The organism is Pseudoalteromonas sp. P1-7a, from assembly GCF_001401855.1.
Lineage (GTDB): Bacteria > Pseudomonadota > Gammaproteobacteria > Enterobacterales > Alteromonadaceae > Pseudoalteromonas.
Window position 1 is genome coordinate 40427 of the sequence record NZ_LKDU01000020.1, and the last position, 23860, is coordinate 64286.

The 23860-nt window shown below is 41.4% G+C and carries 26 protein-coding genes; 11 read left to right on the forward strand and 15 right to left on the reverse strand.

Annotation, left to right across the window (positions count from 1 at the left end):
- Positions 1–2: 2 nt before the first annotated feature.
- Together AN389_RS12850 and AN389_RS12855 are read right to left on the reverse strand one after the other, a co-directional pair.
- Positions 3–377, reverse strand: a complete 375-nt coding sequence (locus AN389_RS12850) for a BlaI/MecI/CopY family transcriptional regulator (RefSeq protein ID WP_055015876.1) — start codon at positions 375–377, stop codon at positions 3–5.
- Between the two features lie 102 nt (positions 378–479).
- Positions 480–1172 carry a pseudouridine synthase gene (locus tag AN389_RS12855; RefSeq protein WP_055019959.1) on the reverse strand — a complete coding sequence of 231 codons (693 nt, stop codon included), beginning with the start codon at positions 1170–1172 and terminating at the stop codon, positions 480–482.
- Between the two features lie 91 nt (positions 1173–1263).
- Between AN389_RS12855 and AN389_RS12860 the strand changes: the two genes are divergently transcribed.
- Together AN389_RS12860 and AN389_RS12865 are read left to right on the forward strand one after the other, a co-directional pair.
- The gene (locus AN389_RS12860) at positions 1264–1569 is read left to right on the forward strand and encodes a DUF6482 family protein (RefSeq protein WP_055019960.1); all 306 of its coding nucleotides are present in this window, start codon (positions 1264–1266) and stop codon (positions 1567–1569) included.
- 41 nt (positions 1570–1610) lie between these two features.
- The gene (locus AN389_RS12865; RefSeq protein WP_055019961.1) at positions 1611–2018 is read left to right on the forward strand and encodes a GNAT family N-acetyltransferase; all 408 of its coding nucleotides are present in this window, start codon (positions 1611–1613) and stop codon (positions 2016–2018) included.
- A gap of 14 nt (positions 2019–2032) precedes the next feature.
- Here AN389_RS12865 and AN389_RS12870 read toward each other — a convergent pair whose 3' ends face one another.
- From AN389_RS12870 to lptM, 9 genes are all read right to left on the reverse strand, one after another.
- Complete coding sequence (locus AN389_RS12870) at positions 2033–2389, reverse strand: HopJ type III effector protein (RefSeq protein WP_055019962.1); 357 nt, start codon at positions 2387–2389, stop codon at positions 2033–2035.
- Between the two features lie 37 nt (positions 2390–2426).
- Positions 2427–3728, reverse strand: coding sequence for a hypothetical protein (locus AN389_RS12875; RefSeq protein WP_055019963.1), 1302 nt, complete (start codon positions 3726–3728; stop codon positions 2427–2429).
- 24 nt (positions 3729–3752) lie between these two features.
- Positions 3753–4853, reverse strand: coding sequence for a retropepsin-like aspartic protease (locus AN389_RS12880; RefSeq protein WP_055019964.1), 1101 nt, complete (start codon positions 4851–4853; stop codon positions 3753–3755).
- 24 nt (positions 4854–4877) lie between these two features.
- The gene (locus AN389_RS12885) at positions 4878–5585 is read right to left on the reverse strand and encodes an HAD-IA family hydrolase (RefSeq protein WP_055015882.1); all 708 of its coding nucleotides are present in this window, start codon (positions 5583–5585) and stop codon (positions 4878–4880) included.
- A 10-nt stretch (positions 5586–5595) separates the two neighbouring features.
- Positions 5596–6540, reverse strand: a complete 945-nt coding sequence (locus tag AN389_RS12890) for a tyrosine recombinase XerC (protein WP_055015883.1) — start codon at positions 6538–6540, stop codon at positions 5596–5598.
- Positions 6537–7148, reverse strand: a complete 612-nt coding sequence (locus AN389_RS12895; protein ID WP_055015884.1) for a DUF484 family protein — start codon at positions 7146–7148, stop codon at positions 6537–6539. The genes AN389_RS12890 and AN389_RS12895 overlap by 4 nt, the downstream gene beginning before the upstream one ends.
- The gene (dapF, locus tag AN389_RS12900; RefSeq protein WP_055019965.1) at positions 7145–7975 is read right to left on the reverse strand and encodes a diaminopimelate epimerase; all 831 of its coding nucleotides are present in this window, start codon (positions 7973–7975) and stop codon (positions 7145–7147) included. Before dapF ends, AN389_RS12895 begins: the two co-directional genes overlap by 4 nt.
- 64 nt (positions 7976–8039) lie before the next feature.
- On the reverse strand, positions 8040–9293 hold the full coding sequence (gene lysA, locus AN389_RS12905; protein ID WP_055019966.1) for a diaminopimelate decarboxylase: 1254 nt from the start codon (positions 9291–9293) through the stop codon (positions 8040–8042).
- Entirely contained in the window at positions 9294–9485 is a 192-nt protein-coding gene (gene lptM / locus AN389_RS12910; protein WP_055019967.1) for an LPS translocon maturation chaperone LptM, read from the reverse strand.
- 148 nt (positions 9486–9633) lie between these two features.
- Here lptM and cyaY point away from each other — a divergent pair, with 148 nt between their 5' ends.
- The 8 genes from cyaY (at position 9634) to add (ending at position 19366) form a co-directional block, all read left to right on the forward strand.
- Positions 9634–9957 (forward strand): iron donor protein CyaY, encoded by a 324-nt coding sequence (cyaY, locus tag AN389_RS12915; RefSeq protein WP_055015887.1) that lies wholly within the window; start codon positions 9634–9636, stop codon positions 9955–9957.
- Positions 9954–10610: an alpha/beta hydrolase gene (locus AN389_RS12920; RefSeq protein ID WP_004588976.1), complete on the forward strand. Its 657-nt coding sequence runs from the start codon at positions 9954–9956 to the stop codon at positions 10608–10610. The genes cyaY and AN389_RS12920 overlap by 4 nt, the downstream gene beginning before the upstream one ends.
- Before the next feature lie 21 nt (positions 10611–10631).
- Positions 10632–11576: a DUF2914 domain-containing protein gene (locus AN389_RS12925; protein ID WP_055019968.1), complete on the forward strand. Its 945-nt coding sequence runs from the start codon at positions 10632–10634 to the stop codon at positions 11574–11576.
- 35 nt (positions 11577–11611) lie between these two features.
- A complete protein-coding gene (hemC, locus tag AN389_RS12930) occupies positions 11612–12550 on the forward strand; it encodes a hydroxymethylbilane synthase (protein WP_029773745.1) in 939 nt (312 codons plus the stop codon).
- Positions 12551–14383 carry a uroporphyrinogen-III synthase gene (locus tag AN389_RS12935; RefSeq protein ID WP_055019969.1) on the forward strand — a complete coding sequence of 611 codons (1833 nt, stop codon included), beginning with the start codon at positions 12551–12553 and terminating at the stop codon, positions 14381–14383.
- Positions 14380–15489, forward strand: a complete 1110-nt coding sequence (locus tag AN389_RS12940) for a heme biosynthesis HemY N-terminal domain-containing protein (protein ID WP_055019970.1) — start codon at positions 14380–14382, stop codon at positions 15487–15489. The genes AN389_RS12935 and AN389_RS12940 overlap by 4 nt, the downstream gene beginning before the upstream one ends.
- Positions 15490–15535: 46 nt before the next feature.
- Positions 15536–18226 carry a CHASE domain-containing protein gene (locus tag AN389_RS12945; protein ID WP_055019971.1) on the forward strand — a complete coding sequence of 897 codons (2691 nt, stop codon included), beginning with the start codon at positions 15536–15538 and terminating at the stop codon, positions 18224–18226.
- A gap of 138 nt (positions 18227–18364) precedes the next feature.
- Entirely contained in the window at positions 18365–19366 is a 1002-nt protein-coding gene (add, locus tag AN389_RS12950; RefSeq protein WP_055019972.1) for an adenosine deaminase, read from the forward strand.
- A gap of 46 nt (positions 19367–19412) precedes the next feature.
- Here add and AN389_RS12955 read toward each other — a convergent pair whose 3' ends face one another.
- From AN389_RS12955 to AN389_RS12970, 4 genes are all read right to left on the reverse strand, one after another.
- Positions 19413–19829 carry a CBS domain-containing protein gene (locus AN389_RS12955; protein ID WP_004588969.1) on the reverse strand — a complete coding sequence of 139 codons (417 nt, stop codon included), beginning with the start codon at positions 19827–19829 and terminating at the stop codon, positions 19413–19415.
- 162 nt (positions 19830–19991) lie between these two features.
- The gene (gene fre, locus AN389_RS12960) at positions 19992–20705 is read right to left on the reverse strand and encodes an NAD(P)H-flavin reductase (RefSeq protein ID WP_004588968.1); all 714 of its coding nucleotides are present in this window, start codon (positions 20703–20705) and stop codon (positions 19992–19994) included.
- A 103-nt stretch (positions 20706–20808) separates the two neighbouring features.
- Positions 20809–22275 carry a 4-hydroxy-3-polyprenylbenzoate decarboxylase gene (gene ubiD / locus AN389_RS12965; RefSeq protein ID WP_024032061.1) on the reverse strand — a complete coding sequence of 489 codons (1467 nt, stop codon included), beginning with the start codon at positions 22273–22275 and terminating at the stop codon, positions 20809–20811.
- A 145-nt stretch (positions 22276–22420) separates the two neighbouring features.
- Entirely contained in the window at positions 22421–22714 is a 294-nt protein-coding gene (locus AN389_RS12970; protein ID WP_024032060.1) for an MliC family protein, read from the reverse strand.
- A gap of 133 nt (positions 22715–22847) precedes the next feature.
- Here AN389_RS12970 and AN389_RS12975 point away from each other — a divergent pair, with 133 nt between their 5' ends.
- Entirely contained in the window at positions 22848–23759 is a 912-nt protein-coding gene (locus AN389_RS12975) for a DUF808 domain-containing protein (RefSeq protein WP_024032059.1), read from the forward strand.
- Positions 23760–23860 lie beyond the last annotated feature (101 nt).

Consider the following 23860-nt stretch of genomic DNA (forward strand, 5'->3'; position numbering starts at 1 on the left):
CCTTACTTTTGGTTTTTTTCCCACTCATCAATGACTTTTTTAAGCTCATTTATGTCTTGCTGAGAAAGCTGCTCCGATTTAGCAAACCCGCTTACCAGCGGCGCTATGCGGCCACTAAAAAAGCGCTCTATAAAGTTTTGGCTTTCTTTTAGGGTGTAGTCGGCGCGCTCCATACAGGGAGTATAAATATATTGGCGACCGTCCTTTTCAAAGGTCAGTGCGCCTTTTTTAACTAATCGACCTAGAAGGGTTTTAATGGTTTTTTCGTGCCATTGTTTGTCATCGCTTAAACGCTCAATAATTTGGCTGGCGGTTGCTGGGTAATTAATCCAAAGTGCATCAAGCACGTCGAATTCTGCTTTTGATAACTCAATCATTTTTATTGCCTACAAATGTAATCTTTAAATTAAGACTACACCTGTAATCTATTTTTGCAAGGTTATTTTTTAACTTTTTATAGGTAATTAAGCGACTAGGTATTAGATATTTGAAATATCTGTTTTATTAATTTGTATGTAGTGGTTTTCAGGTAGGTTTAGTTGCGAGAGGGCGAGTTCGCTAAATTGCACTCTAAATAAATCAATCACTTTAAAGCCGCAGTAATGCGCCATTTTACGTATTTGCCTGTTAAGTCCTTGTTTTAAAATAATACTAAATTGGTTGTCAGCTATTTTAGTGACTTCACACGGTAAGGTTACTTGTTTATCGATAGGGATTCCTGCGGCCATTTTTTCACAAAACGCGTTATCAATAGGCTTATCTACCGTGACTAAATAACGTTTAGGCTGGTGGAAGTCTGGGTGAATAAGTTGATTACAAAAATCACCGTCGTTGGTCAAAACCAGCAAGCCACGAGAGTCTTTATCTAATCGGCCAATAGGGTAAACTCGGGTGAGGGTGGGTAAATGGTGAATTAGGCTGGCAGGGTCATTTTTATTTAATTTGCAGTCAATACCTACAGGTTTGTGGTACGCATAATAAACCAAATCGGCTGGCCCTTTAACTGCTTGGCCATCAACTACTACGTCGTCTTGCTCATTAACGTGATCTATGTGATTAGCAGGGCGATTATTGACCATTACTACCCCATCATCTATTAAGCGAGATGCTTGTTTTCGTGAGCACACACCAGCGTGAGCAATGTATTTAGCGAGTCGAATTTTATTGCTCATAAGCTTTAAAAGGTAGTGATGTAATAGTTTGATCGCGATTATAGCAAAGGTGCGTATCTATAAGGTTACTTTTTATTAAAAGGCGATTGTTATGGGTATGAAATTTTCTGAGCTAAAAAAGCACGAACCATTACAAAAAGTGGTGGCGCACTCCCTTGAAATGGCGCTCTATCAGGTGTCTGTCATTATAAATAACGTAGAGTATTACGTTACTGAAGAGAATGACGAATTTGTAAAAGCGCTCAGTCCGCTGCATATTCAAAAGCGGTTTGAAAACATAGCTTACGCTGAAATGGTGCTGCGACACACTAGTGCCTACGATGAAATGTGCGGCCAACCCGAAAAAACATGCACTAATTTGCTTGAAGTACCCTATGGAAAAAACAACCTGTTTTAATAGTACGAGTTTGCTAGTATCTGCTCTTTTAAGGGCGGCACATGTATCAATTAACGGCAGATAATACCGATGCGTTAAATTTAGCGCTTCGCACAAAAATGGTTGAATTTAATGCTCAGCATTTTGATGCGCAAAGAGTGCCATTAGGTTATAAATTTGTAGATGAAAAAGGCAACCTAATTGCGGGTGTGAGTGGTTCCGTATTTGGTAATTGGCTAATGATTAACTGGCTTTGGTGTAGCGATACTGCTCGGGGCAAGGGGTTAGCTGGCAAGCTTTTAAATGCGCTTGAACTTGCAGCTATTGAGCTTGGTGCCAACATTGCACAGCTCGACACGCTTGATTTTCAGGCCAAGCCATTTTATGAAAAACGCGGATATGTGGTTAAGTATCAGCTTAACAACTACCCGCATTCTGGTACGCGTTATTTTATGGAAAAAACGCTTTAATTGAGCTGTTTATATTACTTTGCTTTTAGCGGCTCACCATCAAAGCTCAGCCCTAAAAATGGCGTCGTTTCTGGCGCTAACATAAATGTACGAATGTTCATGTGGTCATCGCCTTTAGGGTTTTGTAGTACGTCCTCGCGGTAAAACTTACCAAAACAATCTAAGGTATTTTGTTTGCTTAAATCGTTTAATTTAGCAAATGCAAAAATTTTGCAAGACCCGTTGTTTTCACTTGCTGAGCTAAGTAAGCCGTGGTTATTAAATCCACACGCAGTAAAATCGTAATTAGCTTCTATCACCGCCATGGTATCGCTAAATTGTATGCTTTTAGGGTTGCCTGCAAGTTGCTGTAAAAAGTCGTTTAATAACATGATTGCCCTTTTTTAACAGAAGATTCAAGGAGAAAAATTAATAGTCGTTGCTTGTAAGCTCTGCGCTTAAAAGCTTTCCGTCATAAATATAAAAATAACCGTCCCAGTGTTCAGAGGTAAACTCTGCTGAGTCAAAAAACTCGTCGTAATCGCCTAACTTAGCAAGGTTTGAAACGGGGTCGTTGTAATTTATGCCTGTTAGGCTCCACTGTTTACTTTGGTTAATATAGCCAGCTAATGCAGCGAGTTTAATATTTGCGGTTGAAAAAGGCTCTACAAGCTTTAATTTAGAAATGTAGCCGTTGCCTTCATATATAAACTCATAACAAGGAGTAATAATTATATTGTCATGATCTTCATTAACCACTTTAAGCGTTTTACTACTTTCGTGTTTTTTTAAGTATTCATCGGCCAACATGGAGCCGTTATAGCATTGGGTCGTGTTCTCTATGTTCTTAATTATCTCGCCGTGAGATATACCGACAACTCTTTGCTCTGACTTGTCAATTGACACCTTGTAAGATGCAGTTTCTATTTCATCAAAACTGTTTTTTAATTTATTTATGGCCTGTTGAGTTAAATTTGTATCAAGAGAAATAGTCTGCTCTGTGCCGGTACTTATTTGTAGCTTTTCATTTGCTAGAGAAAGCTCATTATTTATCACCATAGGTAGTAGCATTTCATGGAACTGGTAACCTATAAATACATTATTTTTAAAGTGAAAGGCATGATTTCTTCCATATACAAGTATTGCATTATTTTTATCGCTTAGCGATAAACTAGCGAGTCCCAGAGTCGCTAATACTTGCTCATAGCTACTGCCAAGTTGAAGGCCAAAAAAGTTGGTTGGGGTGATAAGGGGATTGTTAAATTGAGTAAACTTAGGGGCGTTGTTTATGTCTAAAGTGACTTCCATTGCATTCCCCTCAATGGTAGTTGATAAGCTGCGCTTGTGCATGCCTGAAATAAATAGCTCGCTAGTCATAGCGACTTGCTGATTACAGTTTTTTGAAGGGGTGAGCTTAATAAGGTAGTGTAATTTTTTTTTGGCTCTACTTATTGTGGGGGTTTCAGCAGAGTGGCTGCTTTGGGTAGTAAAGTATTCCTCAACATATAGTTGTTCATGTTGTTGTTTATACTGTGCGGTATATTTATTGAGTGCTTTTTGTCTAAGGTTTTGTCTTTTTCTTTGATGGTTATCTAAATCTCTCAGTGTAGCGCTAAGGCTTATTTCTATTTCGGGTGAAATAGCCTCACAACTTTTGTCTTGTACAAAATAATTTGTTGCCTGAGCAGTACATTGCCAAAAACAAAGTAGTGTACATAGTAGAGTACGCATAAACTTCCTTTTATTATTTTTTGTTTATTTAGCACTCAACTCTAACTCATCTGTTTGCTGATTTATATTAAATTTATATCTAGATAAAAAGTTCATTCCCAACAAACCTTGGCCGCGGATGTTTTCAATACCGAGCACTTCAAAACCGTAAATAATTTGCATCCCTACTTTAAACGACTCAATTTGGTAGCGCTTTACGCTAATTTGCCCATTCGCCGTGTTTACGGTTACATCGCCTAAATAAAGTGGCCTGGGTGAAAGCTGCTCGATTATGTCGCTTGATAGCGAGGTAACACTTGCGCCAGTATCTAGCATTAGTTCTGCTTGGATTGATTCATTTAGCTCGGCGTTAATTGTGTAATGTGCGCCGTAGGGGGTAAGCGTAATAAAGTCATCTTGTGATTGAGCTTTATCTATCATTGCTTGTAAATCAGCGACTTCGTTTTGTAAAGGGTGTTGTGATGGCATACGCTCAATAGTTGTTAAGGCGCTAATAAAGTCTTCGAGCTGATAATAAGCATGCGCGAGTGCGTATAAAAAATGACTGTTATCGTTTTGATAGTCGAGCCAAATTTGAGTTTGTTCAATAATTGTTTGCCAGTTTTGTTGCTCACTTAAACTATGGAGCTCGTTTTTAGTCAGATTTTCCAACTGCGCATTTGCAGCGCTTTGCTGTTGCTCACTTAACAACGGGTATAGTTCAAATAAGGCAATAATTGCATTTTGTATTTGCCCTCTATTTATTAAGTAATCGACCTGCAATGTAAGTAGCTCTGTATTGTAAGGGTCTTGATCTAATAGTGCGTTTAACAATGGCTCGCTAAGAAATAAGTTAGTATTTAGCCATGTTTTTAATTGCAAGAGCCACGAAGCGTAAAGAGTGCGAGCTAGGGTGGGCGAGTGTTGCTTTAGTTGCTGATATGTCTTTAGCGCATCGCCAAATTTGTGTAGCTTAAATTGCTGTTGAGCTTGATTGAGTAGATTACTTTTTGGCGTTTTAACTAGGTCTGCAGGTTTGGTATTTTGTGCGCTTACCGTGGGCTGTTTTTCTGGCCACAATAAATAAGCGTTTAGGCTAATAGAGCCTATTAATAGCAAGGTGATTAGCTTGGTATATTGGCTCATTGCAACCTCTTAGTTGTATTTAGGCTATTTGATAAAATGCGCTAAGGCATGAATATTCGCAATTTCAACATCGGCAAGGCCTTTGTAGTTATAATTCGCGCCTTGGTCGTTTAACCAAACCGATTGGCAGCCAGCATTATTAGCACCTTGTACGTCGGTATCTAGGCTATCGCCAATGTGTAAAATTTCACTTTTAGCCACGTTTAAGTGCACGGCGGCTTTATCAAACAGTGTAGCGTGGGGCTTGGCTTTACCGTGCATGCCGGCTTGCAATACTAGCGCAAATTTATCGCGTAAATTAAAGCGTTCTATTTCCACATTACCATTGGTTATTGCAACCAGCGTAAAGTGCTGGGCTAAGTTATCTAGCAGCTTTAGTACGTCGTCGGTTACCACTATTTTGCTGCGGGCATCGGCAAAGGCGTTATAGGCTGCATCGGCATGATGCTCTACTTCTTGATCGCTTAAATCTAGCTTTGAAAGGGCTAGGCGTAGCGTATGTTGGCGCCATTTAGTTACATTATCAGCAAGCTCTGGTAACTGTATTACGGCCTCGTTGCGACATTGTTGCCAGTATTTTGGGCCTTGTTTTAAGTAGCTAGGAAGCGCGTTTAAATAATCTTGCTGCGCTTTAACTGCGGCTTTTATTATTGGGTGGTTGTTATATAGGGTGTCGTCTAAATCAAAGCTCATAACAGAAAAAGGGCGAAGAGCACGATTAAATCGAATCATAATTACATTCCTAATCGGTTTGTTTTTTAGCGCGCGGATGGGTGTTGTCGTACACTTTGGCTAAATGCTGAAAATCTAAATGTGTATACACTTGCGTAGCCGACAAACTACTGTGCCCTAATAGTTCTTGTACAGCGCGTAAATCGCCAGATGATTCTAAAATATGAGAGGCAAACGAGTGGCGAAGTTTATGCGGGTGCACTTGTGAGCTAATACCTTGTTTTATTCCCCACTCTTGCATGCGTAAGCGAACTTGGCGAACCGAAATACGGTTTTTTTTACTGCTTAAAAACACCGCCATTTCGTCAGGCTTTGCAAATTGCCCCCGTATATTGAGCCAATTTTTTAACGCTTTGAGTGCTTTACTACCTACGGGAATGAGGCGTTCTTTGTTACCTTTACCTTTGACTAATATTTCACCATTGGCAGTGTTTATATCGTGTAAGTTGGTGCCAACTAACTCGCTGATGCGTAACCCTGATGAATACATAAGCTCCATCATGGCCTTATCTCGTATGGCTAATGGGTCGTCATCGCTAATCTCCAGTAGGCTTGCCATCTGATCAACGTCGAGATTTTTAGGTAAAGGCTTCGAAAATTTAGGGCCTTTAATACCCTGCGCTGGGTTATGATAATGCGCGTGGTGCGCAACGTTTTTGGCTTTTAAAAATTTATACAAACTACGAATGCAGCTTAATTTTAAACTAATGGTGCGTCCGCTTAATTGCTTTGTGCGAAGTGCCATGCTGTAGCGGCGAATATGCTCCCCTTGTACGCCAAACCAGTCGTCACATAATTTACTAAAATACAGGGCGGCAAAGTTTAGTTGGCTAACATACTGATTTACAGTGTGCTCTGAGTACTGTCTTTCGTACTTTAAATAGTCACTAAATAAATGAATGGGGTTACGCCAATGCTCACTTAATTGTTCAGTGTTAGGCGTCTCGTCGCTCATGCCAATTCCAATAGCCTAAGTTGCAATGCATGCACAAAATCAAGCACAAACAGGTTATCTTGTGCAGGCTCAAAATGGTTTTCATCATGGCTGCCAAAGGCCAATATAGCAACGGGTTTTTCAACGCAGCCAATTAAGTAAATAGCAGAAGATTGCGTGTTTTCGCAAAATAATAGCTCACGCTCTTGCTGATTAACGCGTCCTAAGTAGTGCCCAAACTGGCTAAGGCGGTGCTCAATAAGTTCATCAAAAGTGTTGTTATATTTAACCAACCTACACTCGCTAATGTGTGGGCTGGTACAAATAATATTGCGCAAATTTGCGGCAAGCGTATTAAAGTCGTAATTTGTCCATAGTTGACGATGGCACTGGCTAAACAAGCGATACACTAGCTCATTTTGCGTCGCGTGTTGGCTCATACTCTGTATTTGATTTTTTAACTGAGTATTGTGCTCGCGTAACTGGCGCTGTTGTATATGTACAAGCGAGGTAGCCCCTTGCGCTTTGTGGTGTAACTCAAGTTGTGCAAGCAGCTCTGGCTGCTCTAATAAAAAATCAGGGTGGCGCGCTAAATACTCAGCAACGCGTTCTTTTGTTAGTTCGCTCATAAAGCAACTTGCCCATCGAATACATGCTCGGCAGGGCCGGTCATACGAACAGGGTGCCCTTCGCCGCTCCAACGCACTTGTAATGTGCCACCGGGTAAATCAACTTGTACTGTGGTGTTAAGTTTGCTCTGAATGTGACCAATAACCATTGCTGCGCAGGCGCCCGTACCACACGCTAAGGTTTCACTAACGCCGCGCTCCCAGACTCTTAACTTAATATGATCTTGCGAGACCACTTGCATAAAGCCAATATTGGCACGATTTGGAAAGCGTTCGTGGTTTTCAAGTAGTGGGCCAAGCACCTCAACTTGTGCGGTTGCTATATCGTCAACTTGTAGCACGCAATGTGGGTTACCCATAGACACGGCGCCACTAAACACAGTGTGTTCTTGCGCTCTTATTATATAAGTGAGTTCTCGCTTGCTGGCTTTAAGCGGGATTTTAGCAGGCTCAAAATTAGGGTGGCCCATGTTAACCGTCACTTGGCCGTCTTTTTCTATGTATAGCGTAAGGTTGCCTGACTTGGTCGAAACACTAATTTTGTGCTTGTTAGTTAAGCCTTTCATACGCACAAAACGGGCAAAACAGCGTGCGCCATTTCCGCATTGTTCTACTTCATTGCCATCGGCATTAAATATACGGTAATGGAAGTCGAGATCAGGGGAATAAGGGGCTTCAACCATAAGTAATTGGTCAAAGCCAATACCAAAGTGGCGATCAGCCAGTTTTTTTATTTGATCGCGAGACAAAAATACATTTTGTGTAATGTTATCAATTACAACAAAGTCGTTGCCTAAGCCGTGCATTTTGGAAAAATTAACTAACATAGCGCTCTAATTCGGGTTTGCTCTGCGCTAATCATGCCACAGAGCAGCGCCTTAACAAAAACGTTTATGGTAAAATTTTCTCACCTTGATAAAGGCTCTCGATGGTTTCGCGTTGGCGAATAAGGTGGTGTTGCTCACCATCTACCATTATTTCGGCCACACGTGGGCGAGAGTTGTAGTTTGAACTCATGGTAAAACCATAGGCACCGGCACTTCGTTGTGCTAATAAGTCGCCTTGTTTGAGCGCTAAGTCACGATTTTTCCCTAAAAAGTCGCCGGTTTCGCACACAGGACCCACAATATCAAAGTTGCGTGTTGAGGTATCGTCGTTGCGCACTGAGATAGGAATAATTTTTTGCCATGCCTGATAAAGCGAAGGGCGAAGCATGTCGTTCATACCCGCATCGACAATGGCAAAAAATTTATCTTGGTTTTGTTTAATAAACTCAACCTGCGTTACTAAAATTCCAGCGTTAGCGGCTATAGCGCGTCCTGGCTCAAAAATAAGTTCAAGATGTTTGTAATTTGCTAGACGCTCGGTAACTTGCGCTGCATATTCGCTAGGGTGAGGCGGTTGCTCATTATTATAAGGCACGCCCAATCCGCCACCAATATCTAAATGGGTAAGCTCAATTCCTTTTTCCTTGAGTTCATCTATTAATGCCATTAGCTTATCAAGCGCTTCTAAAAAAGGTTTAACCTCAGTTAATTGCGAGCCTATGTGGCAATCTACGCCTGTTACTTTTAGACCTGGTAAAGATGCCGCATGCTGATAAACGCTCACAGCCGTTTGAATATCGATACCAAACTTGTTTTCTTTTAAACCGGTAGAAATATACGGGTGAGTTTTGGCATCTATATCAGGGTTTACACGAATAGAAATAGGGGCTTCTAAATTTAACTCGCACGCTACCTCAGAAATACGCTCAAGCTCTGAGGCCGATTCAACGTTAAAACATTTAATGCCTAACTTTAGTGCATAAGCAATTTCGTCGGCGGTTTTAGCTACACCTGAAAACACTACTTTACTGGCATCACCGCCGGCTTTAATTACACGCGCCAGCTCACCTTTAGACACTATGTCAAACCCTGAGCCTAAACGCGCCAATATATTTAATACTGCAATATTAGAATTGGCTTTAACTGCGTAGCACACCAAGCTTTTATGATTTTTAGTGGCATTTGCAAAGGCTAAATAATGGCGCTCAAAAGTAGCACGCGAGTACACATAACACGGCGTACCATAGTGCTGAGCAATTGTGGCAATGCTGACATCTTCGGCAAATAATTGATTGTTTTGATAGTTAAAATAATCCATTTATTGCTCCTGCACTTGCTCTGTGTTGGTTTTTTTTACGGGCGTTGGCTGTGCCGTATTAGGGGGTGTGTTTTGCTCAGCCTGTTGCTCTGGTAAATACAAAGGCCCGCTTTGGCCGCAGCCAGCTAATGCACTTAGCAGTAAAGTACTTATAAATAGTCGTTTTAATTGTAAGGTATGTGTCGCTTTCATTAGATTAATACGGTTGCTGGCTTTATAATCGCAGAGTAACAGAATATCTAAAAAATGCAGCTATTCGCGGATGATTTTATTCCTGTTACACTAGCTGTATATAAACCGTACCCAATATTACGCAGCTCGCCTGCAAAGGAAAATTACAATGACTGAAAGTGAATATCACCAATTAGCCGAAGCGCTTATGTACACAATTGAAGAGCAAGTTGATGATTGTGAAGCAGATTTAGATTACGAGTCGGCAGAAGGTATTTTAGAAATAATTTTCCCTGATAAAAGTAAAATTGTAATTAATAAACAGGCGCCTTTGCATCAAGTATGGGTTGCAACTAAATTTAATGGCCACCATTTTGAAATGCGTGATGGGCAATGGATCGATAACCGCTCAGGTGCAGAGTTTTGGGAGTTTATGAACCAAGCGTCTACTCGCCAAGCTGGCCAAGAGATTAAGTGGCAATCAAGCTTATGAGTTTAGAGTTTGCACAATACCCAGCGCAAGGTGAGCACAAAGCCACTGTGATTTGGTTACATGGTTTAGGTGACTCTGGCGATGGCTTTGCTCCGGTTGCACCGCAACTTAATTTACCCAGTGAGCTTGGCATACGATTTATTTTTCCGCATGCGCCTATTCAACCGGTCACCATAAATGGTGGCATGGAAATGCGCTCGTGGTACGACATTAAATCTATAGAATTAGACAAACGTGCCGATGAACAAGGCGTGAGAGATTCAGCCGAAAAAGTGCAAGCCCTGATCAATCAAGAAATAGAAAATGGTATACCTGCCAATAAAATTATTTTGGCGGGCTTTTCGCAAGGGGGCGTGGTGTCTTTACATTTAGCGCCGCGATTTGAGCATAAATTGGCAGGTGTTATGGCGCTGTCTACTTATATGTGCGTGCCTGAAAAGCTAGCGCAAGAAGCAAAGCATACTGATTTAAATGTATTTATGGCGCATGGTAGCCAGGATAATGTAGTGCCGCATAGTGCGGGTAGAAGTGCGTTTGAAGTATTAACAGCACATAACATGGATGTAAGCTGGCAAGAATACCCTATGGCTCATCAGGTTTGCGCAGAAGAACTGCAAGCTATTCGCCAATGGTTAATTGCCCGTTTAAGCTAATTTGGAACCGCTGAGGTCAATATGAGTCAAAAAATAGTTATTAAAGCAAATGTAAAACGCGAACCACAAAATAGTGTACCTAATGTAAGCTACGAGTGGCATTGGCGTCGTATTGCGAGTGTTTCTATGTTGGTAGCAATGACCTCGGCAGCGGTTGTGTATGGCTTAACGAGTTCGGTAAATGCCGATCAGGGCGAGCAGCCGAAAGAGCAATCGCCTTATTTACATTTAAGCGAAGGCGCCGCAGATAATGTTGAGCCTGCTGTGCGTGTAAATGATGAGCAAATGCACCCAAACGAGCCTACATTAGCGAATGATATAGCAGATGTTGCGCCAGCGGTGCTTGAGGATGAAAGCGTTAATAATGATACTTTATTAGCGCAAAGCAATCACGAGCAAACGGGTATAGAGCCAATTGCTAACGTTCAAAGCAATCAAGTTTCTGTTATTGAGCAATCAGATGCCGAACTCGCTGAGCCTATCGCTAATCGGCCGCTTACAAACACCCAGTTAAGCGCATCACCCAATGAACAGCTCCCAGATATTAAAAACGACGACGGCTCGCTAACTAGCAGTGAAGGTTTTTCATCTACGGCGCACATTGCAAGCGTTGCGTTAGGTGCACAAATTGATACAGGTAAAATTAGCCGTGCAGTGCTTACTCGCAAAGTAAGTAAGCGCGAGCCCACTAATGTATTTGCTGCAGATATCCGCTTAAACCAGTTTGAAGAGGCACTTTCGTTTTTTAGTGAGCTTAAAAACCTACAAGGCCAACAAGTAAAGCATGTATGGTCTTATGAGGGTGAAACCATGGCTGAGATTTCACTTAATGTTACCTCGCCGCGCTACAGAACGTACTCAACCAAAAATATTATGAATACACAAACAGGCCACTGGCGTGTAGATGTTGTTGATGAGCAAGGTAATTTAATTGCTCAAAAAGAATTTAGAATTTTAGCTAATTAAGCTTGGCTATTAGCTGTAACTATTTGGATACCCCTATGACAGAAAAAACAAAGTTAGTACGCATTGCGACCCGTAAAAGTGCTTTAGCGCTTTGGCAGGCTGAATTTGTAAAAGCACAGCTAGAGCATTTTCATGCTGATGTACGCGTAGAATTAGTCCCTATGTCTACTCAAGGGGATATTATTTTAGATACACCGCTTGCTAAAATTGGTGGTAAAGGCTTGTTTGTTAAAGAGCTTGAGCAAGCAATGTTAGATGGCCGCGCGGATATAGCAGTACATTCAATGAAAGATGTACCCGTAGAATTTCCAGAAGGCTTAGCACTGCACACAATCTGTGAGCGTGAAGACCCGCGCGACGCGTTTGTATCAAATAACTTTGCCAATTTAAGCGAATTACCACAAGGCGCTGTAGTCGGTACTTCTAGCCTTCGTCGTCAGTGCCAAATTAGAGCTTTGCGCCCTGATTTAGTCATTAAAGACTTACGTGGTAATGTTAATACCCGTTTAGCTAAGCTAGATGATGGCCAGTACGATGCGATTATTTTAGCCGCAGCCGGACTGCTACGTTTAAAAATGGACGAGCGTATTGCTGATTATATTGAGCCTGAGGTATCTCTACCTGCTAACGGACAAGGTGCAGTCGGCATTGAATGTCGTATTGACGATGAAGTAACAAAAGCCTTATTGGCCCCACTTGAGCATACCCAAACACGCATTCGTGTAAATGCAGAGCGTGCTATGAATCGTCATTTAGAAGGTGGCTGCCAAGTACCAATTGGTGCCTACGCGTTAGTTGATGGCGAGCAAGTGCATTTACGTGGCCTCGTGGGCGCGGTAGATGGTAGTGAAATTTTACATGACGAAGTAACCGGTCATATAAATGATGCAGAAGCTATCGGTGTGCAGCTTGCTAAAAAATTATTAGCGCAAGGCGCCGACAAAATATTAGCAGAAGTATATAGAGACGCATAAATGACACATATCCTGATAACTCGGCCCGAAGGAAAAGGCGCAGCCCTTGCTCAGCAACTTGAGCAAGCGGGTTATCAGGCGTCATTATTTCCTGTTTTAAAAATATCCTACCTTACGCCTTCTACTACCGAGCTAAGCCCGTTAATTAATGCCGATAAAATTATTTTTATCTCTCAAGATGCCGTTACTGCCCTTGCGCAATTAAAGCCAACAATAAATACCAAAGCGCAATTTTACGCAGTAGGGCAGCAAACTGCAGATACTATTTATGCGTTATTTGGCGTGCGCGCAGCAGTGCCTAAGCTACATGATTCTGAAGGGTTATTGGCGCTAAACTCGTTAGCTGAGGTTGATGGTAGTAATATTGTATTAGTAAAAGGTCAAGCGGGGCGCCCTGATATCGCCAAAACCTTAAAGGCGCGTGGGGCATTTTTAAATAACTGTGTGGTATACAAGCGCGAGCCAATAAGCGCTGAAAAAGCCAACTGGACAGACCACTGGCAAAGCCTGAAAGTACAAGGTATAGTCATAACCAGTAATGCAGCAGTTGATGCAATATTTAATAACCTGACTGAACAACAGTTACAGTGGTTACAACAGTGCCGATTTTATGTTGCTAGCGAGCGTATAGCCGCTTATTTACAACAGCAACAGGTAAGCTCGGCTAATATACACATTGCCGCAGGGGCAAGCGATACCGCTATGTTTTCCTGCATAAAACAGCAAGGTAGCAAGATGAGCGAACAGTCAAAGCCAGTAACGGCAGATAACACACCAACCACTAAAGTAGCGGCCTCAGCACAAAAAAAAGAGGCAGCTAAAGCACACAGTAAACCACATAACGACAAGCAAAAAATAAGTAAATTAGCGGTATTAGCGCTGATCATTTCGCTTATTGTTGCCTGTGGTGTGGGGTATGAGTTTTACCAAAAACTCAATGCAGGTAAAGCCCAAAATGTAGCTGTTAATGAACTAAAAGAAGAAAACGCGTTATTGTCACAAGAGTTACAGGCGCTCAAGTCGGCGCAATCTAATCTTCAGCAAGCATTGTTCAATAGTGAACAAAAAGTGGCTGCTGCGCTTAATGAAAGTGCAGAGAGTAACCAGCAACAATTAAAAGCTGCATTGCAACAAGCTCAGCAGCAAGGCGCTTCACTAAACCCGCAAGAAGTAACCAGCTTACAACGTATGGCTGAGTTTAAACTGTGGGCTGAAAAAGATTACCAAGGTGCCAGCGCTGTACTTAAACGCTTAGATGCCTTATTGAGTGAACACCCAGGTACTGTTGCAGTTCGCCAAGCAATAACACAAGACATTCAAACACTAGATAGCTTAAAACCTATCCCAACAGAAGCCATTTACTTAAAGCTTAATAGCGTGTTATCAAACATAGATAACCTTGCATTTAATGCCGTTAACATACCGCAAGAAGCAACAGAAATTGAAAAAAATGCCTTGAGTGAAGATGTAAGCGATTGGCAGCAAAACCTAAGTAATAGCTGGAATAAGCTAGTTGATAGCTTTATTACTATTCGTCAGCACGAAGGGGTTGCTATAGAGCCACTGCTAACCGATCAGGAGCGCCACTTAATTAATCAACGTATTAAATTAAATGTGACGCAAGCTCAAGATGCATTAATGAGCAAACAAGCGAGCATTTATTTTAGTGCCATAAGTGAGGCAAAGCGTCTTGTTAATGAGTACTTTAAGCAAGATGACGAGGCGACAAAAGTGGTTATAAACGCACTAACTAGCCTAGAAAAAGAGCCATTAAACTTTAACCCTGAAGTAAACTTACAAAGTACACAGCAGGTTAAGGAGTGGGCACAATGATAGGGCTTATAGTATTAATTGTTGCGATTGTTTTAGTTTTAGCGATTACGCCATTTGTACTGGATGAAAAAGGCTATGTGCTGATCTCGTTTAACAACACCACGATTGAAGGCACGATTGTATCGTTTTGTATTATGGCGGTAATTAGTGCAACTATTTTGTTTTTAACTTACAAATTAGTGCGCTATTTATTGTCGATTTATCATAATACTAAACATGGTTTTTTTGCGCGTAGCGAAGAGCGAAAGCAAGCAGCTATAGAGCAAGCCTTATGGAGTGCGATAAACGATGATTACGAGCATGTAGAGCAAACGTTATCAGGTAATAGTGTACCCGGTAAGTTTGAAGATATACGCTTAGCGCTATTAGCAAAAGCAGCGCTTGCTAATAACCAAACCGACAAAGCACTAGAGCGTTTATTTGAAATTAGCCCAGAGCAGCAACTTAACGTTGCTAAACTTTGGATAGCCAGTGGCGATAGCAGCGCAATAGAATCGCAAATGCGTGCTAACAGCGATTCAAAAAAAGCGACACCACTTGAGCTTAAGCTATACGCCGAAATACTTGTACAGCAACAGCACTTTAGTGCACTTGAAGACTTTTTACCGCGTTTACTTCGTAAAAAAGTCCTTAACGATGCGCAGTGGACGCAGCTGTTTAATGCCTATTTTAATGCACAAGCTAGCGATAAAATCACTGAAAAATATAAACAACTTCCTAAAAAGCTACAAGCTCATGCTAATACAGCTTACTTAATGCAAATGGCTAAAGTGGGTCAGTTAAGTGCGATTGAAAGTGACTTAATTAAAATGGTGAAGCACGACGAGCAACATGCTCAGCTGGCCAATATATTAAGTAACGCTACCTCGGCAGAGGCTGTAAAGCTTCAAAGTAGTATTCAAGAGCGCCTGAAAAAAGATGATGCAAACAACGCATTATTACTCTCGCTTGCGTGTTTAGCTAATGCCCAAGGCGATTATGAGTTAGCCGCAAAGGTTTTTGATAAAGCCTTGAATATCGAAAACAAAAAGCAATTTGCTCAGCAAGCAGCGCTTAGCTATAAAAATACCGCACAAGCCGATAAAGCACTCGTTTTGTATCAATAAAGGCTACACTTATACTTTTGCAGCTTTGATATTCGGGAGCATTGGGTTGAAACACTTTTTCATTGTCACTGTAAGTTTAGCGTGCGCTTACTTTTTTACCGGATATTTCAGTAATTTACTATTAGCGATAGATGGCTACGCAGTGGCTGTGTGGCCGCCTTCGGGAATTGCGCTTGCTGGCTTTTTAATTTGGGGCAGAAAGAGCTTACTAGGTATTGTTTTAGGGGCTTTTTTTACTAACCTTATTCATTTAGAAAGCGCCTCAGCGATATTTCAATTAAGTGTGTTTATGCATGCTGCGGCTGTTACCTTTGCTGCTACTTTACAAGCATGGGTAGGTAGCCAATTGGTCACTAAAGTGATTAAAGCACCACTCGACTTATCTTCTTTAAAGCACTGTATTCAAAGCCTCGTTGTTGCCGGCCCATTGTGCTGTGTTATAGCTGCAGGTGTAGGCACCAGCTTATTAATTTTTAATGGCGTTATTGTGTCTCAAGCCGGTTGGGATACGTTTATAGCGTGGTGGATAGGCGACAGTATTGGAGTGCTTGTTTTTACGCCGCTTATGCTAGCGGCATTTAACTATTCACAGGTAAATTATCGCCTACAAGTTATACTGCCCTCACTGTTAATTTATATGGTTATAAGTATTAGCTTTTATGGCGCGGCCAGTGTAAAAAAAGAAAAAAACATTCAAAAAGAAGAGCTGAAAATATTAGCCACTCAAGATGCTATCAACAATAAAATTAACGAAATAACAGCACACCTCGCCTTACTGGCGACCTTTTTTTCTAGTAGTGACGATGTGAGCTTTACTGAATTTAAGCAGTTTACTTCTAAGCAGCTTAGTTACAGCGAAGAAATTTTAGCATTTGAGTGGGTGCCCTACTTACCAAGTGAAAACCTAGCTCAGTATATAGAGGCTAATAACAACACCGAGCTGGCTAAATATAGCTTAAAAGAAAGAGCAAAAGATGGCAGTTGGCAGGCCATACCCCCACGAGATTTTTACTACCCTGTACAATACGCACATCCTTTGTCGGGAAATGAAGACGTAATTGGCTTTGATCTTGCCTCAAATGAGGTAAGGCGATCTGCATTAATAAAAGCAAAAGTGTTAAATGAGTTGGTGATCAGTGAGCCAATAAATTTAGTACAAAACGAAGCTGAGCGCGGCGTGTTGTTTTTTCATCCGGTGTTTGGCAACAATATTACCGAAGACGATTTTAAAGGTTTTGTGGTAGCCGTTGTAAGTTTAGAAAGACTATCAAACGCGGTGTTATTTGATCAAAACAACGGCGTAGCAGTGAGCTTTACAGACACCACAACAGAGAATAATGCACAACCTATTTTTATTGCCGATCACCAACAACTATTGCCGTTAAAAGACTATAAGTTATTGGTAGGTAAGCGGGTGTGGCAGGTGGAGCTGCATCAGCCAATGCAACGAGAGTCATGGTTAGTTTACTGGCTTGCACAAATAGCCGGCATGTTATTTGTTTGGCTGCTTATTACCTTTTTAATATCGGTAACGGGTACCAATATTCGTATACGTGAGCAGGTAGCAAAACAAACAAAAATTTTACGCTTAGAAAAGCAAAAGGCCGATGAAGCCAATGAAATAAAAAGCCAGTTTTTAGCAAATATGAGCCACGAAGTTCGCACGCCTATTAATGGTATTAAAGGGCTGCATTATTTAGCCCTACAGCAAAACGATTGGCAGCAAGCTCGCAGCTATATTGAACAAGCAGATGGGGCACTGGGCGTATTGCTAAGAGTATTAAATGATGTGCTCGATTTTTCTAAAATGGAAGCAGGCAAGCTTGATTTAATTCAAGAGCCAATTGATGTAGGCACACTCAGTGAAGAAGTGGCTAATTTACTGCAGTTTGATATAGAAGCAAAGTCGCTAGAATTTATGCTTGATTACGATAAATCAAGTAACTTGGTTATCAACACCGACCCAATACGCTTAAAACAAGTTTTGCTAAACCTAATCAATAATGCCATTAAGTTTACGGCTAAAGGCAGTATCACACTTAAAGTGTGGCAATCTAAAAAAATGACTTACTTTAGCGTTAACGATACCGGTATTGGTATTAGTAAAGAGGCGCAAAAACAGCTCTTTAAACCGTTTGCACAAGCAGATAGCTCTACCTCCCGTCAATATGGCGGCACGGGCTTAGGTTTAAGTATATGCAAAAAGCTTGTAGAGTTGATGGGCGGAGAAATTGATTTAATAAGCCACGAAGGGCACGGTTCTACGTTTACTTTTAGCCTGCCAATTTATTCGCCGCTACCAAAGGCTGAGCAAATAAAGCAACAATATGATGAGATAGATGTTAGTACGCTTTCTTTTGCAGATTATAAATTATTACTTGTTGAAGATAACCCATTAAATCAGCACGTCGCGAGCGCTATTTTAAAAACCAAAGGGTGCGTTGCTGATATTGCTAATGATGGTTTTGAGGCGATTGAAAAGCTGACAGAGCATACCTACGACATTGTGCTTATGGATATACAAATGCCAAAAATGGATGGCCTTGAAGCCACGCGAGTTATTCGTAATGAACTTGGTTTGTTTGACCTACCTATTATTGGCTTATCTGCTAATGCCCACGATGACGATGTTAAAAAAGCAGTTGCCAGCGGTATGGATAATTATATTACTAAACCCATTGAAGCAAATACCTTATTCAAAACACTCTGGCATCACTTAGCTCATCAAAATAAGTGAACAAAAACCTAATTTTGTTCACTTTTTGAGTAAAAAGCAGACATATGACCGCTAATATTTACTTTAACTGCTCTACACTTGAAAAATAACTGTACCTGCGTATCATGCGCGCAATTTTAACCTAACCGAGTCGCTATTATGATAAATAAAAAATTACCTCTGCTAGATATTCATCGTCATTTAGATGGCAATGTACGTGCGCAAACCATACTAGAGCTTGGTCGACAGTTTAATATTACGCTACCTGCTGATAACGTAGAGGCGCTTATCCCTCATGTGCAAGTTATTGATCCTGAGCCTGATTTAATGGCGTTTTTGCAAAAGCTCGACTGGGGTGTAACGGTACTGGGCGATTACGACGCCTGTAGACGCATTGCCGTTGAAAACATAGAAGACGCTCAAGCGCAGGGACTTGATTATGTAGAGCTTCGCTTTAGCCCGTATTATATGGCACAAAGCCAAGGCTTACACCCGCAAGGGGTGGTTGAGGCCGTGGTTGATGGTATTAAATCGGCTACTCAAGGCGCCAATATTAAAGCAAACTTAATTGGTATTATGTCGCGTACTTATGGTGTTAAAACCTGCCAGCAGGAGCTTGACGCATTACTTGCCTTTAAAAATGATTTAGTGGCGATTGATTTAGCCGGAGATGAAATTGGTTTTCCGGGAGAGCTTTTTGTCGAACAATTTAAGCAAGTAAGAGACGCTTACCTGGCCGCTACCATTCATGCCGGTGAAGCGCTGGGCGCAGCGAGTATTTGGCAAGCCATTAATGAATTAGGTGCAAGCCGTATAGGTCATGGGGTAAAAGCAATTGAAGACCCTAAACTAATGGACTACCTGCGCGATAACCGCATTGGTATTGAGTCGTGCTTAACCAGTAATATTCAAACCAGTACCGTAAACGATTTAGCTAAACACCCCCTTAAACAGTTTTTAGATCACGGTATTTTAGCGTGTATTAATACCGACGATCCGGCTGTAGAGGGCATTGAAATTGAGCATGAATACCTAGTGGCTGCGCCAAAGGCGGGTTTAACACAAGCCGATATGCATAAGGCACAAGCTAATGCCTTAGAGATTGCATTTTTAAGCGACAGCGATAAAAACGCATTAACTGCGCTTGCTGCAGCACGTTAAATACGCTTAATACAAAAAATGCCGCTTATTAGCGGCATTTTTTATGTTAGCTTACTTTTGTTTGGCAGCTCACGTAATTATCAAACAGTGCTTTTAATACATCGCTTCGGCCAATCAGCCCTATCACGGTATCACCCTCAACAACGGGGTAGTTTTTTGGCTTTCCTGTTTTCATTTGCTCTGCAAGCTCGATAATGTTGGTATCGGCATTAACGGTTACAACCTCGGTTTGCATAAGCTGCGAAACTTTTACAACGCCATCGCAAAAATAGCTGCTTCGCATTAATGGTTTTAACAGCTCTTGCTCAGATATAAAACCAACCAGCGATTTATTGTCATCAAATACTGGTGCACCTAATAAGTTAAACTTTTGCAGCTCACTAATGGCGGTGGTCATTTCGGTATTTGGGGTAATGTGTGGCAACTTACGTTGCATAAAATCTTTTACTTTTGTATTTAACATTTGGGTCTCTCCCGCTGATGTTCTATACAAAGTATGGTTTATAGATAGGAATTTAGGAAATTGTTTATACTGATTAAAGCAATAGGTTATACCAATTAATAGCTTAAATTTGATAGAAATAACAAAGGCGCCATGGGGCGCCTTTGTATTATAAATAAAAATTTATTTTATAAACGCAAATGCGTCAGCGTACATGTTTTCGCGAACAGCACCGTGAGCAATAAAGTCATCACGGACAATGCCAATCATGTCAAAGCGACCAGCCATATAAATGTCGTAAGGTTCTAACGACACAATATCTTGCATGACTGCTTTGTGTACAAACCCGGTGTGGCCTTGCCAATTAGCAGATGGGTTTTCTACAACAGGAATAAATTTAAAGTGCTCGTTACTCTCTGCCCATGCTTGCATTTCGCTGTGAGCATACAATGCAGACTCTTCTTTAACACCCCAGTAAAATAATACCGGGCGGTCGCAGTTAATTTCAGCTAAGTGATCAGCCATTGATTTTGCATAAGAAAAACCAGTGCCGCCAGCCAATAAAATAATAGGGCGCTCGCATTGTAGGCGTAGTTGCGATACACCAAGGCCGGCTTCTATATCTACCGGTGTATTATTTTGATGCGCATTACGCAAATGCTCAAGCGATTGCATTGCGTATGAATCGGCTTTAGATGCGCCAATATGAAGCTCTATTTCATCACATTGCGATGGACGACTTGCAATCGAAAATGCGCGCTTGTCTTTTTCGCCAAGTACAAGTTGCATGTATTGGCCAGCTTCAAACGTAACAGGTTGTTGAGGCTTTAAAATTACTTTATGAACAAATTCTGTAAGTGGGCTGATGGCAACAACTTCAGCTTTTAATGTTTGCATTTTTTACCTTTTAGCAGCGTTTACGCAGATATGCAGTTAAGTGGAGCAATATTAACATATCTGCGGGGTTATTTTATAGCCTGTTTATATTCACTAAGCGTGCTTAAAGTATATCGAGGCTTTGCCAAATTTCGTCAACACGATCTTTTGTCGCTTTATCCATGACAATTGGCTCGCCCCATTCGCGGTCGGTTTCACCTGGCCACTTATTTGTTGCATCCATGCCCATTTTTGAGCCAAGCCCAGATACCGGCGATGCAAAATCGAGGTAATCTATTGGCGTGTTTTCAATTAATGTGGTGTCACGTGCAGGGTCCATACGGGTAGTGATGGCCCAAATAACATCGTTCCAGTCACGGGCATTTACATCATCATCGCAAACAATAACAAACTTAGTGTACATAAACTGACGTAAAAACGACCATACGCCCATCATTACGCGCTTAGCATGGCCTGGGTATTGTTTTTTCATGGTTACCACGGCCATACGGTAAGAGCAGCCTTCGGGTGGCAAGTAAAAGTCGACGATTTCTGGAAACTGCTTTTGCAATATAGGCACAAACACTTCGTTTAAGGCCACACCTAAAATAGCTGGCTCATCAGGTGGACGGCCGGTAAATGTACTATGGTAAATTGGGTTTTTACGGTGTGTTAAATGGGTCACTGTCATCACAGGAAAATCATCAACTTCATTGTAATAACCAGTGTGGTCGCCATATGGCCCCTCGGGAGCCATTTCGCCAGGCATAATGTAGCCTTCAAGTACTATTTCGGCACTGGCAGGGACCTGTAAGTCATTTGAAATTGACTTAACCACTTCTGTTTTACTACCGCGCAGTAAGCCAGCAAAGGCATATTCGCTTAACGTGTCTGGCACAGGTGTCACCGCACCTAAAATAGTGGCAGGATCAGCTCCTAATGCAACCGAAACTGGGTAAGGCTCACCGGGGTTTTCTTTACACCATTCTTGAAAATCGAGTGCGCCACCGCGATGCGATAACCAACGCATAATTATTTTATTTTTACCTAATAGCTGCTGGCGGTAAATACCCAAATTTTGGCGCTTTTTATAAGGCCCTTTGGTAACGGTTAAACCCCAAGTAATAAGGGGAGCGGCATCTCCAGGCCAACAATGCTGTATTGGTAACTTAGTTAAATCTACCTCGTCACCTTCTAGAACAACCTGTTGGCACGGTGCTTTTTTAACTTCTTTAGCCGGCATATTGAGTACTTGTTTAAATACCGGAATTTGCCCTAGTGCTTCTTTAATCCCTTTTGGTGGCTCGGGCTCTTTTAAAAAAGCGAGTAGCTTGCCAACTTCACGCAGCTCGCTTACATCTTCTTGGCCCATGCCCATAGCAACGCGCTTAGGTGTACCAAATAAGTTTGCAAGCACAGGCATACTGTGACCTTTTGGGTTTTCGAACAATAATGCGGGGCCTTTAGCACGTAATGTACGGTCGGCTATTTCGGTCATTTCAAGATACGGGTCGATTTCTTGAGTAATACGTTTAAGTTCGCCTTTTTTTTCAAGCAAATCGATAAAATCACGTAAATCTTTATATTTCATGGTAGGCCGCTACTAAGCAAAAAGTAAAAGTATTATACCCAACTAAACAACAAATGCATGTGCAGTTGTAAGTCAGTGATAACGTAAAAACAGGCTATTTATTACGATGAGAAAAAAGAAAAAGTTTAAATCGCGAAAGACAAAATTATAAGGCGTCGGCTTGTTGAAGTTGGCAGTGGTATTTATTACCTGAAACAATCAGCATGGCTTCATCGGCTTTAGACCAAAATAGCACTCGCTCATTAATATACTTTACCCCTGATGCGCTCGGCTCTTTATTAAGCGTATATGTTTGCTCATTTAAAGTAAGTGTTGCCCCCGCTCCTTGGTGGGCTAATTCTACTACGCGCTCGTTGCATAAGTAGTGGGTACTTTTAGACTCATTACTACAGGCTGATAAAACCAGCATGCTTGTAAAAATAACCACCAATGCTTTCATTTATATCCCCTAAGTAAGTTTGCCATTAATAAAAATCAGTGCGTTTAATCAGCATAACAAAGCAAAATTAACCGTTGGTGAAAATTACGGATTACGCTATGTTGATAGCATTATTTTTTAGCTAGGAAGCAACATGGCAGGCATTAACCTTTTAACATTACTTGATGATATAACCACTTTACTTGATGACATTGCCACAATGAGTAAAGTCGCCACTAAAAAAACAGCCGGTGTACTTGGTGACGACTTAGCACTTAATGCTCAGCAAGTTACAGGCGTTACAGCCGACCGCGAATTACCTGTAGTTTGGGCTGTGGCAAAGGGCTCATTTTTAAATAAAGCCATTTTGGTCCCTGGTGCATTGCTCATAAGTGTATGGCTGCCTTGGTTAATAACCCCGCTGCTAATAATCGGTGGCTTATTTTTATGTTTTGAAGGCGCTGAGAAAGTATTTGCTGGGTTTTTACCTCACCCCGAAAAAGAGGCTGATGAGTCGCAGCAATTAGACCCAGCTGAGTATGAAAAGCAAAAAGTAAAAGGAGCCATACGCACCGACTTTATTCTCTCAGCCGAAATTATAGTGATCACCTTGGGAACGGTTGCAGGTGCCACACTTGTAAATCAGGCGCTTGTACTGTGTGTTATAGCCGTATTAATGACCATAGGTGTATACGGCCTTGTAGCCGGTATTGTGAAGCTTGATGACGCGGGGTTGTATTTGCTTAATCAATCAAAGGTGTCGGCTAATAAATTTAAAGAGATGCTTGGTAAGGGGTTATTAGCTGCAGCACCAAGGCTTATGCAATTTTTAGCCTTTGCCGGCACGGTGGCCATGTTTTTAGTCGGTGGCGGTATTTTATCCCATGGTATTGAGCTACTACATCATTGGCAATTAGAAGTAATAGCCATAGGCAAGTCGTTATTAAATGGCACCGGCGAAACATTAGCCCCCCTTATATTTGACGGATTACTAGGGGTAGTAGCGGGGCTATGCATTGTTATTCTGCATTTAGTTTGGAGTAAGCTTACTAACCCTAAGCATTAGATTAATAACCCTATTAATTTACGCCTGTTTACATAAAGGGAAGAAGTATGGTGTATGTTTTTGTTAAAAGTATGTAACATAAAGCTCAATCAAAAATAAAT

What these genes read in the sequence shown, in the direction of transcription:
- AN389_RS12920 (WP_004588976.1), top strand. Translation starts at nt 9,954, where the DNA reads ATGAGTTTAGAGTTTGCACAATACCCAGCGCAAGGTGAGCACAAAGCC.
- AN389_RS12970 (WP_024032060.1), bottom strand. Translation starts at nt 22,714, where the DNA reads ATGAAAGCATTGGTGGTTATTTTTACAAGCATGCTGGTTTTATCAGCC.
- fre (WP_004588968.1), bottom strand. Translation starts at nt 20,705, where the DNA reads ATGCAAACATTAAAAGCTGAAGTTGTTGCCATCAGCCCACTTACAGAA.
- lysA (WP_055019966.1), bottom strand. Translation starts at nt 9,293, where the DNA reads ATGGATTATTTTAACTATCAAAACAATCAATTATTTGCCGAAGATGTC.
- AN389_RS12975 (WP_024032059.1), top strand. Translation starts at nt 22,848, where the DNA reads ATGGCAGGCATTAACCTTTTAACATTACTTGATGATATAACCACTTTA.
- AN389_RS12850 (WP_055015876.1), bottom strand. Translation starts at nt 377, where the DNA reads ATGATTGAGTTATCAAAAGCAGAATTCGACGTGCTTGATGCACTTTGG.
- AN389_RS12865 (WP_055019961.1), top strand. Translation starts at nt 1,611, where the DNA reads ATGTATCAATTAACGGCAGATAATACCGATGCGTTAAATTTAGCGCTT.
- AN389_RS12955 (WP_004588969.1), bottom strand. Translation starts at nt 19,829, where the DNA reads ATGTTAAATACAAAAGTAAAAGATTTTATGCAACGTAAGTTGCCACAC.
- AN389_RS12885 (WP_055015882.1), bottom strand. Translation starts at nt 5,585, where the DNA reads ATGATTCGATTTAATCGTGCTCTTCGCCCTTTTTCTGTTATGAGCTTT.
- AN389_RS12940 (WP_055019970.1), top strand. Translation starts at nt 14,380, where the DNA reads ATGATAGGGCTTATAGTATTAATTGTTGCGATTGTTTTAGTTTTAGCG.
- AN389_RS12890 (WP_055015883.1), bottom strand. Translation starts at nt 6,540, where the DNA reads ATGAGCGACGAGACGCCTAACACTGAACAATTAAGTGAGCATTGGCGT.
- ubiD (WP_024032061.1), bottom strand. Translation starts at nt 22,275, where the DNA reads ATGAAATATAAAGATTTACGTGATTTTATCGATTTGCTTGAAAAAAAA.
- AN389_RS12935 (WP_055019969.1), top strand. Translation starts at nt 12,551, where the DNA reads ATGACACATATCCTGATAACTCGGCCCGAAGGAAAAGGCGCAGCCCTT.
- AN389_RS12860 (WP_055019960.1), top strand. Translation starts at nt 1,264, where the DNA reads ATGGGTATGAAATTTTCTGAGCTAAAAAAGCACGAACCATTACAAAAA.
- AN389_RS12895 (WP_055015884.1), bottom strand. Translation starts at nt 7,148, where the DNA reads ATGAGCGAACTAACAAAAGAACGCGTTGCTGAGTATTTAGCGCGCCAC.
- AN389_RS12925 (WP_055019968.1), top strand. Translation starts at nt 10,632, where the DNA reads ATGAGTCAAAAAATAGTTATTAAAGCAAATGTAAAACGCGAACCACAA.
- hemC (WP_029773745.1), top strand. Translation starts at nt 11,612, where the DNA reads ATGACAGAAAAAACAAAGTTAGTACGCATTGCGACCCGTAAAAGTGCT.
- cyaY (WP_055015887.1), top strand. Translation starts at nt 9,634, where the DNA reads ATGACTGAAAGTGAATATCACCAATTAGCCGAAGCGCTTATGTACACA.
- AN389_RS12880 (WP_055019964.1), bottom strand. Translation starts at nt 4,853, where the DNA reads ATGAGCCAATATACCAAGCTAATCACCTTGCTATTAATAGGCTCTATT.
- lptM (WP_055019967.1), bottom strand. Translation starts at nt 9,485, where the DNA reads ATGAAAGCGACACATACCTTACAATTAAAACGACTATTTATAAGTACT.
- AN389_RS12870 (WP_055019962.1), bottom strand. Translation starts at nt 2,389, where the DNA reads ATGTTATTAAACGACTTTTTACAGCAACTTGCAGGCAACCCTAAAAGC.
- add (WP_055019972.1), top strand. Translation starts at nt 18,365, where the DNA reads ATGATAAATAAAAAATTACCTCTGCTAGATATTCATCGTCATTTAGAT.
- AN389_RS12875 (WP_055019963.1), bottom strand. Translation starts at nt 3,728, where the DNA reads ATGCGTACTCTACTATGTACACTACTTTGTTTTTGGCAATGTACTGCT.
- dapF (WP_055019965.1), bottom strand. Translation starts at nt 7,975, where the DNA reads ATGTTAGTTAATTTTTCCAAAATGCACGGCTTAGGCAACGACTTTGTT.
- AN389_RS12855 (WP_055019959.1), bottom strand. Translation starts at nt 1,172, where the DNA reads ATGAGCAATAAAATTCGACTCGCTAAATACATTGCTCACGCTGGTGTG.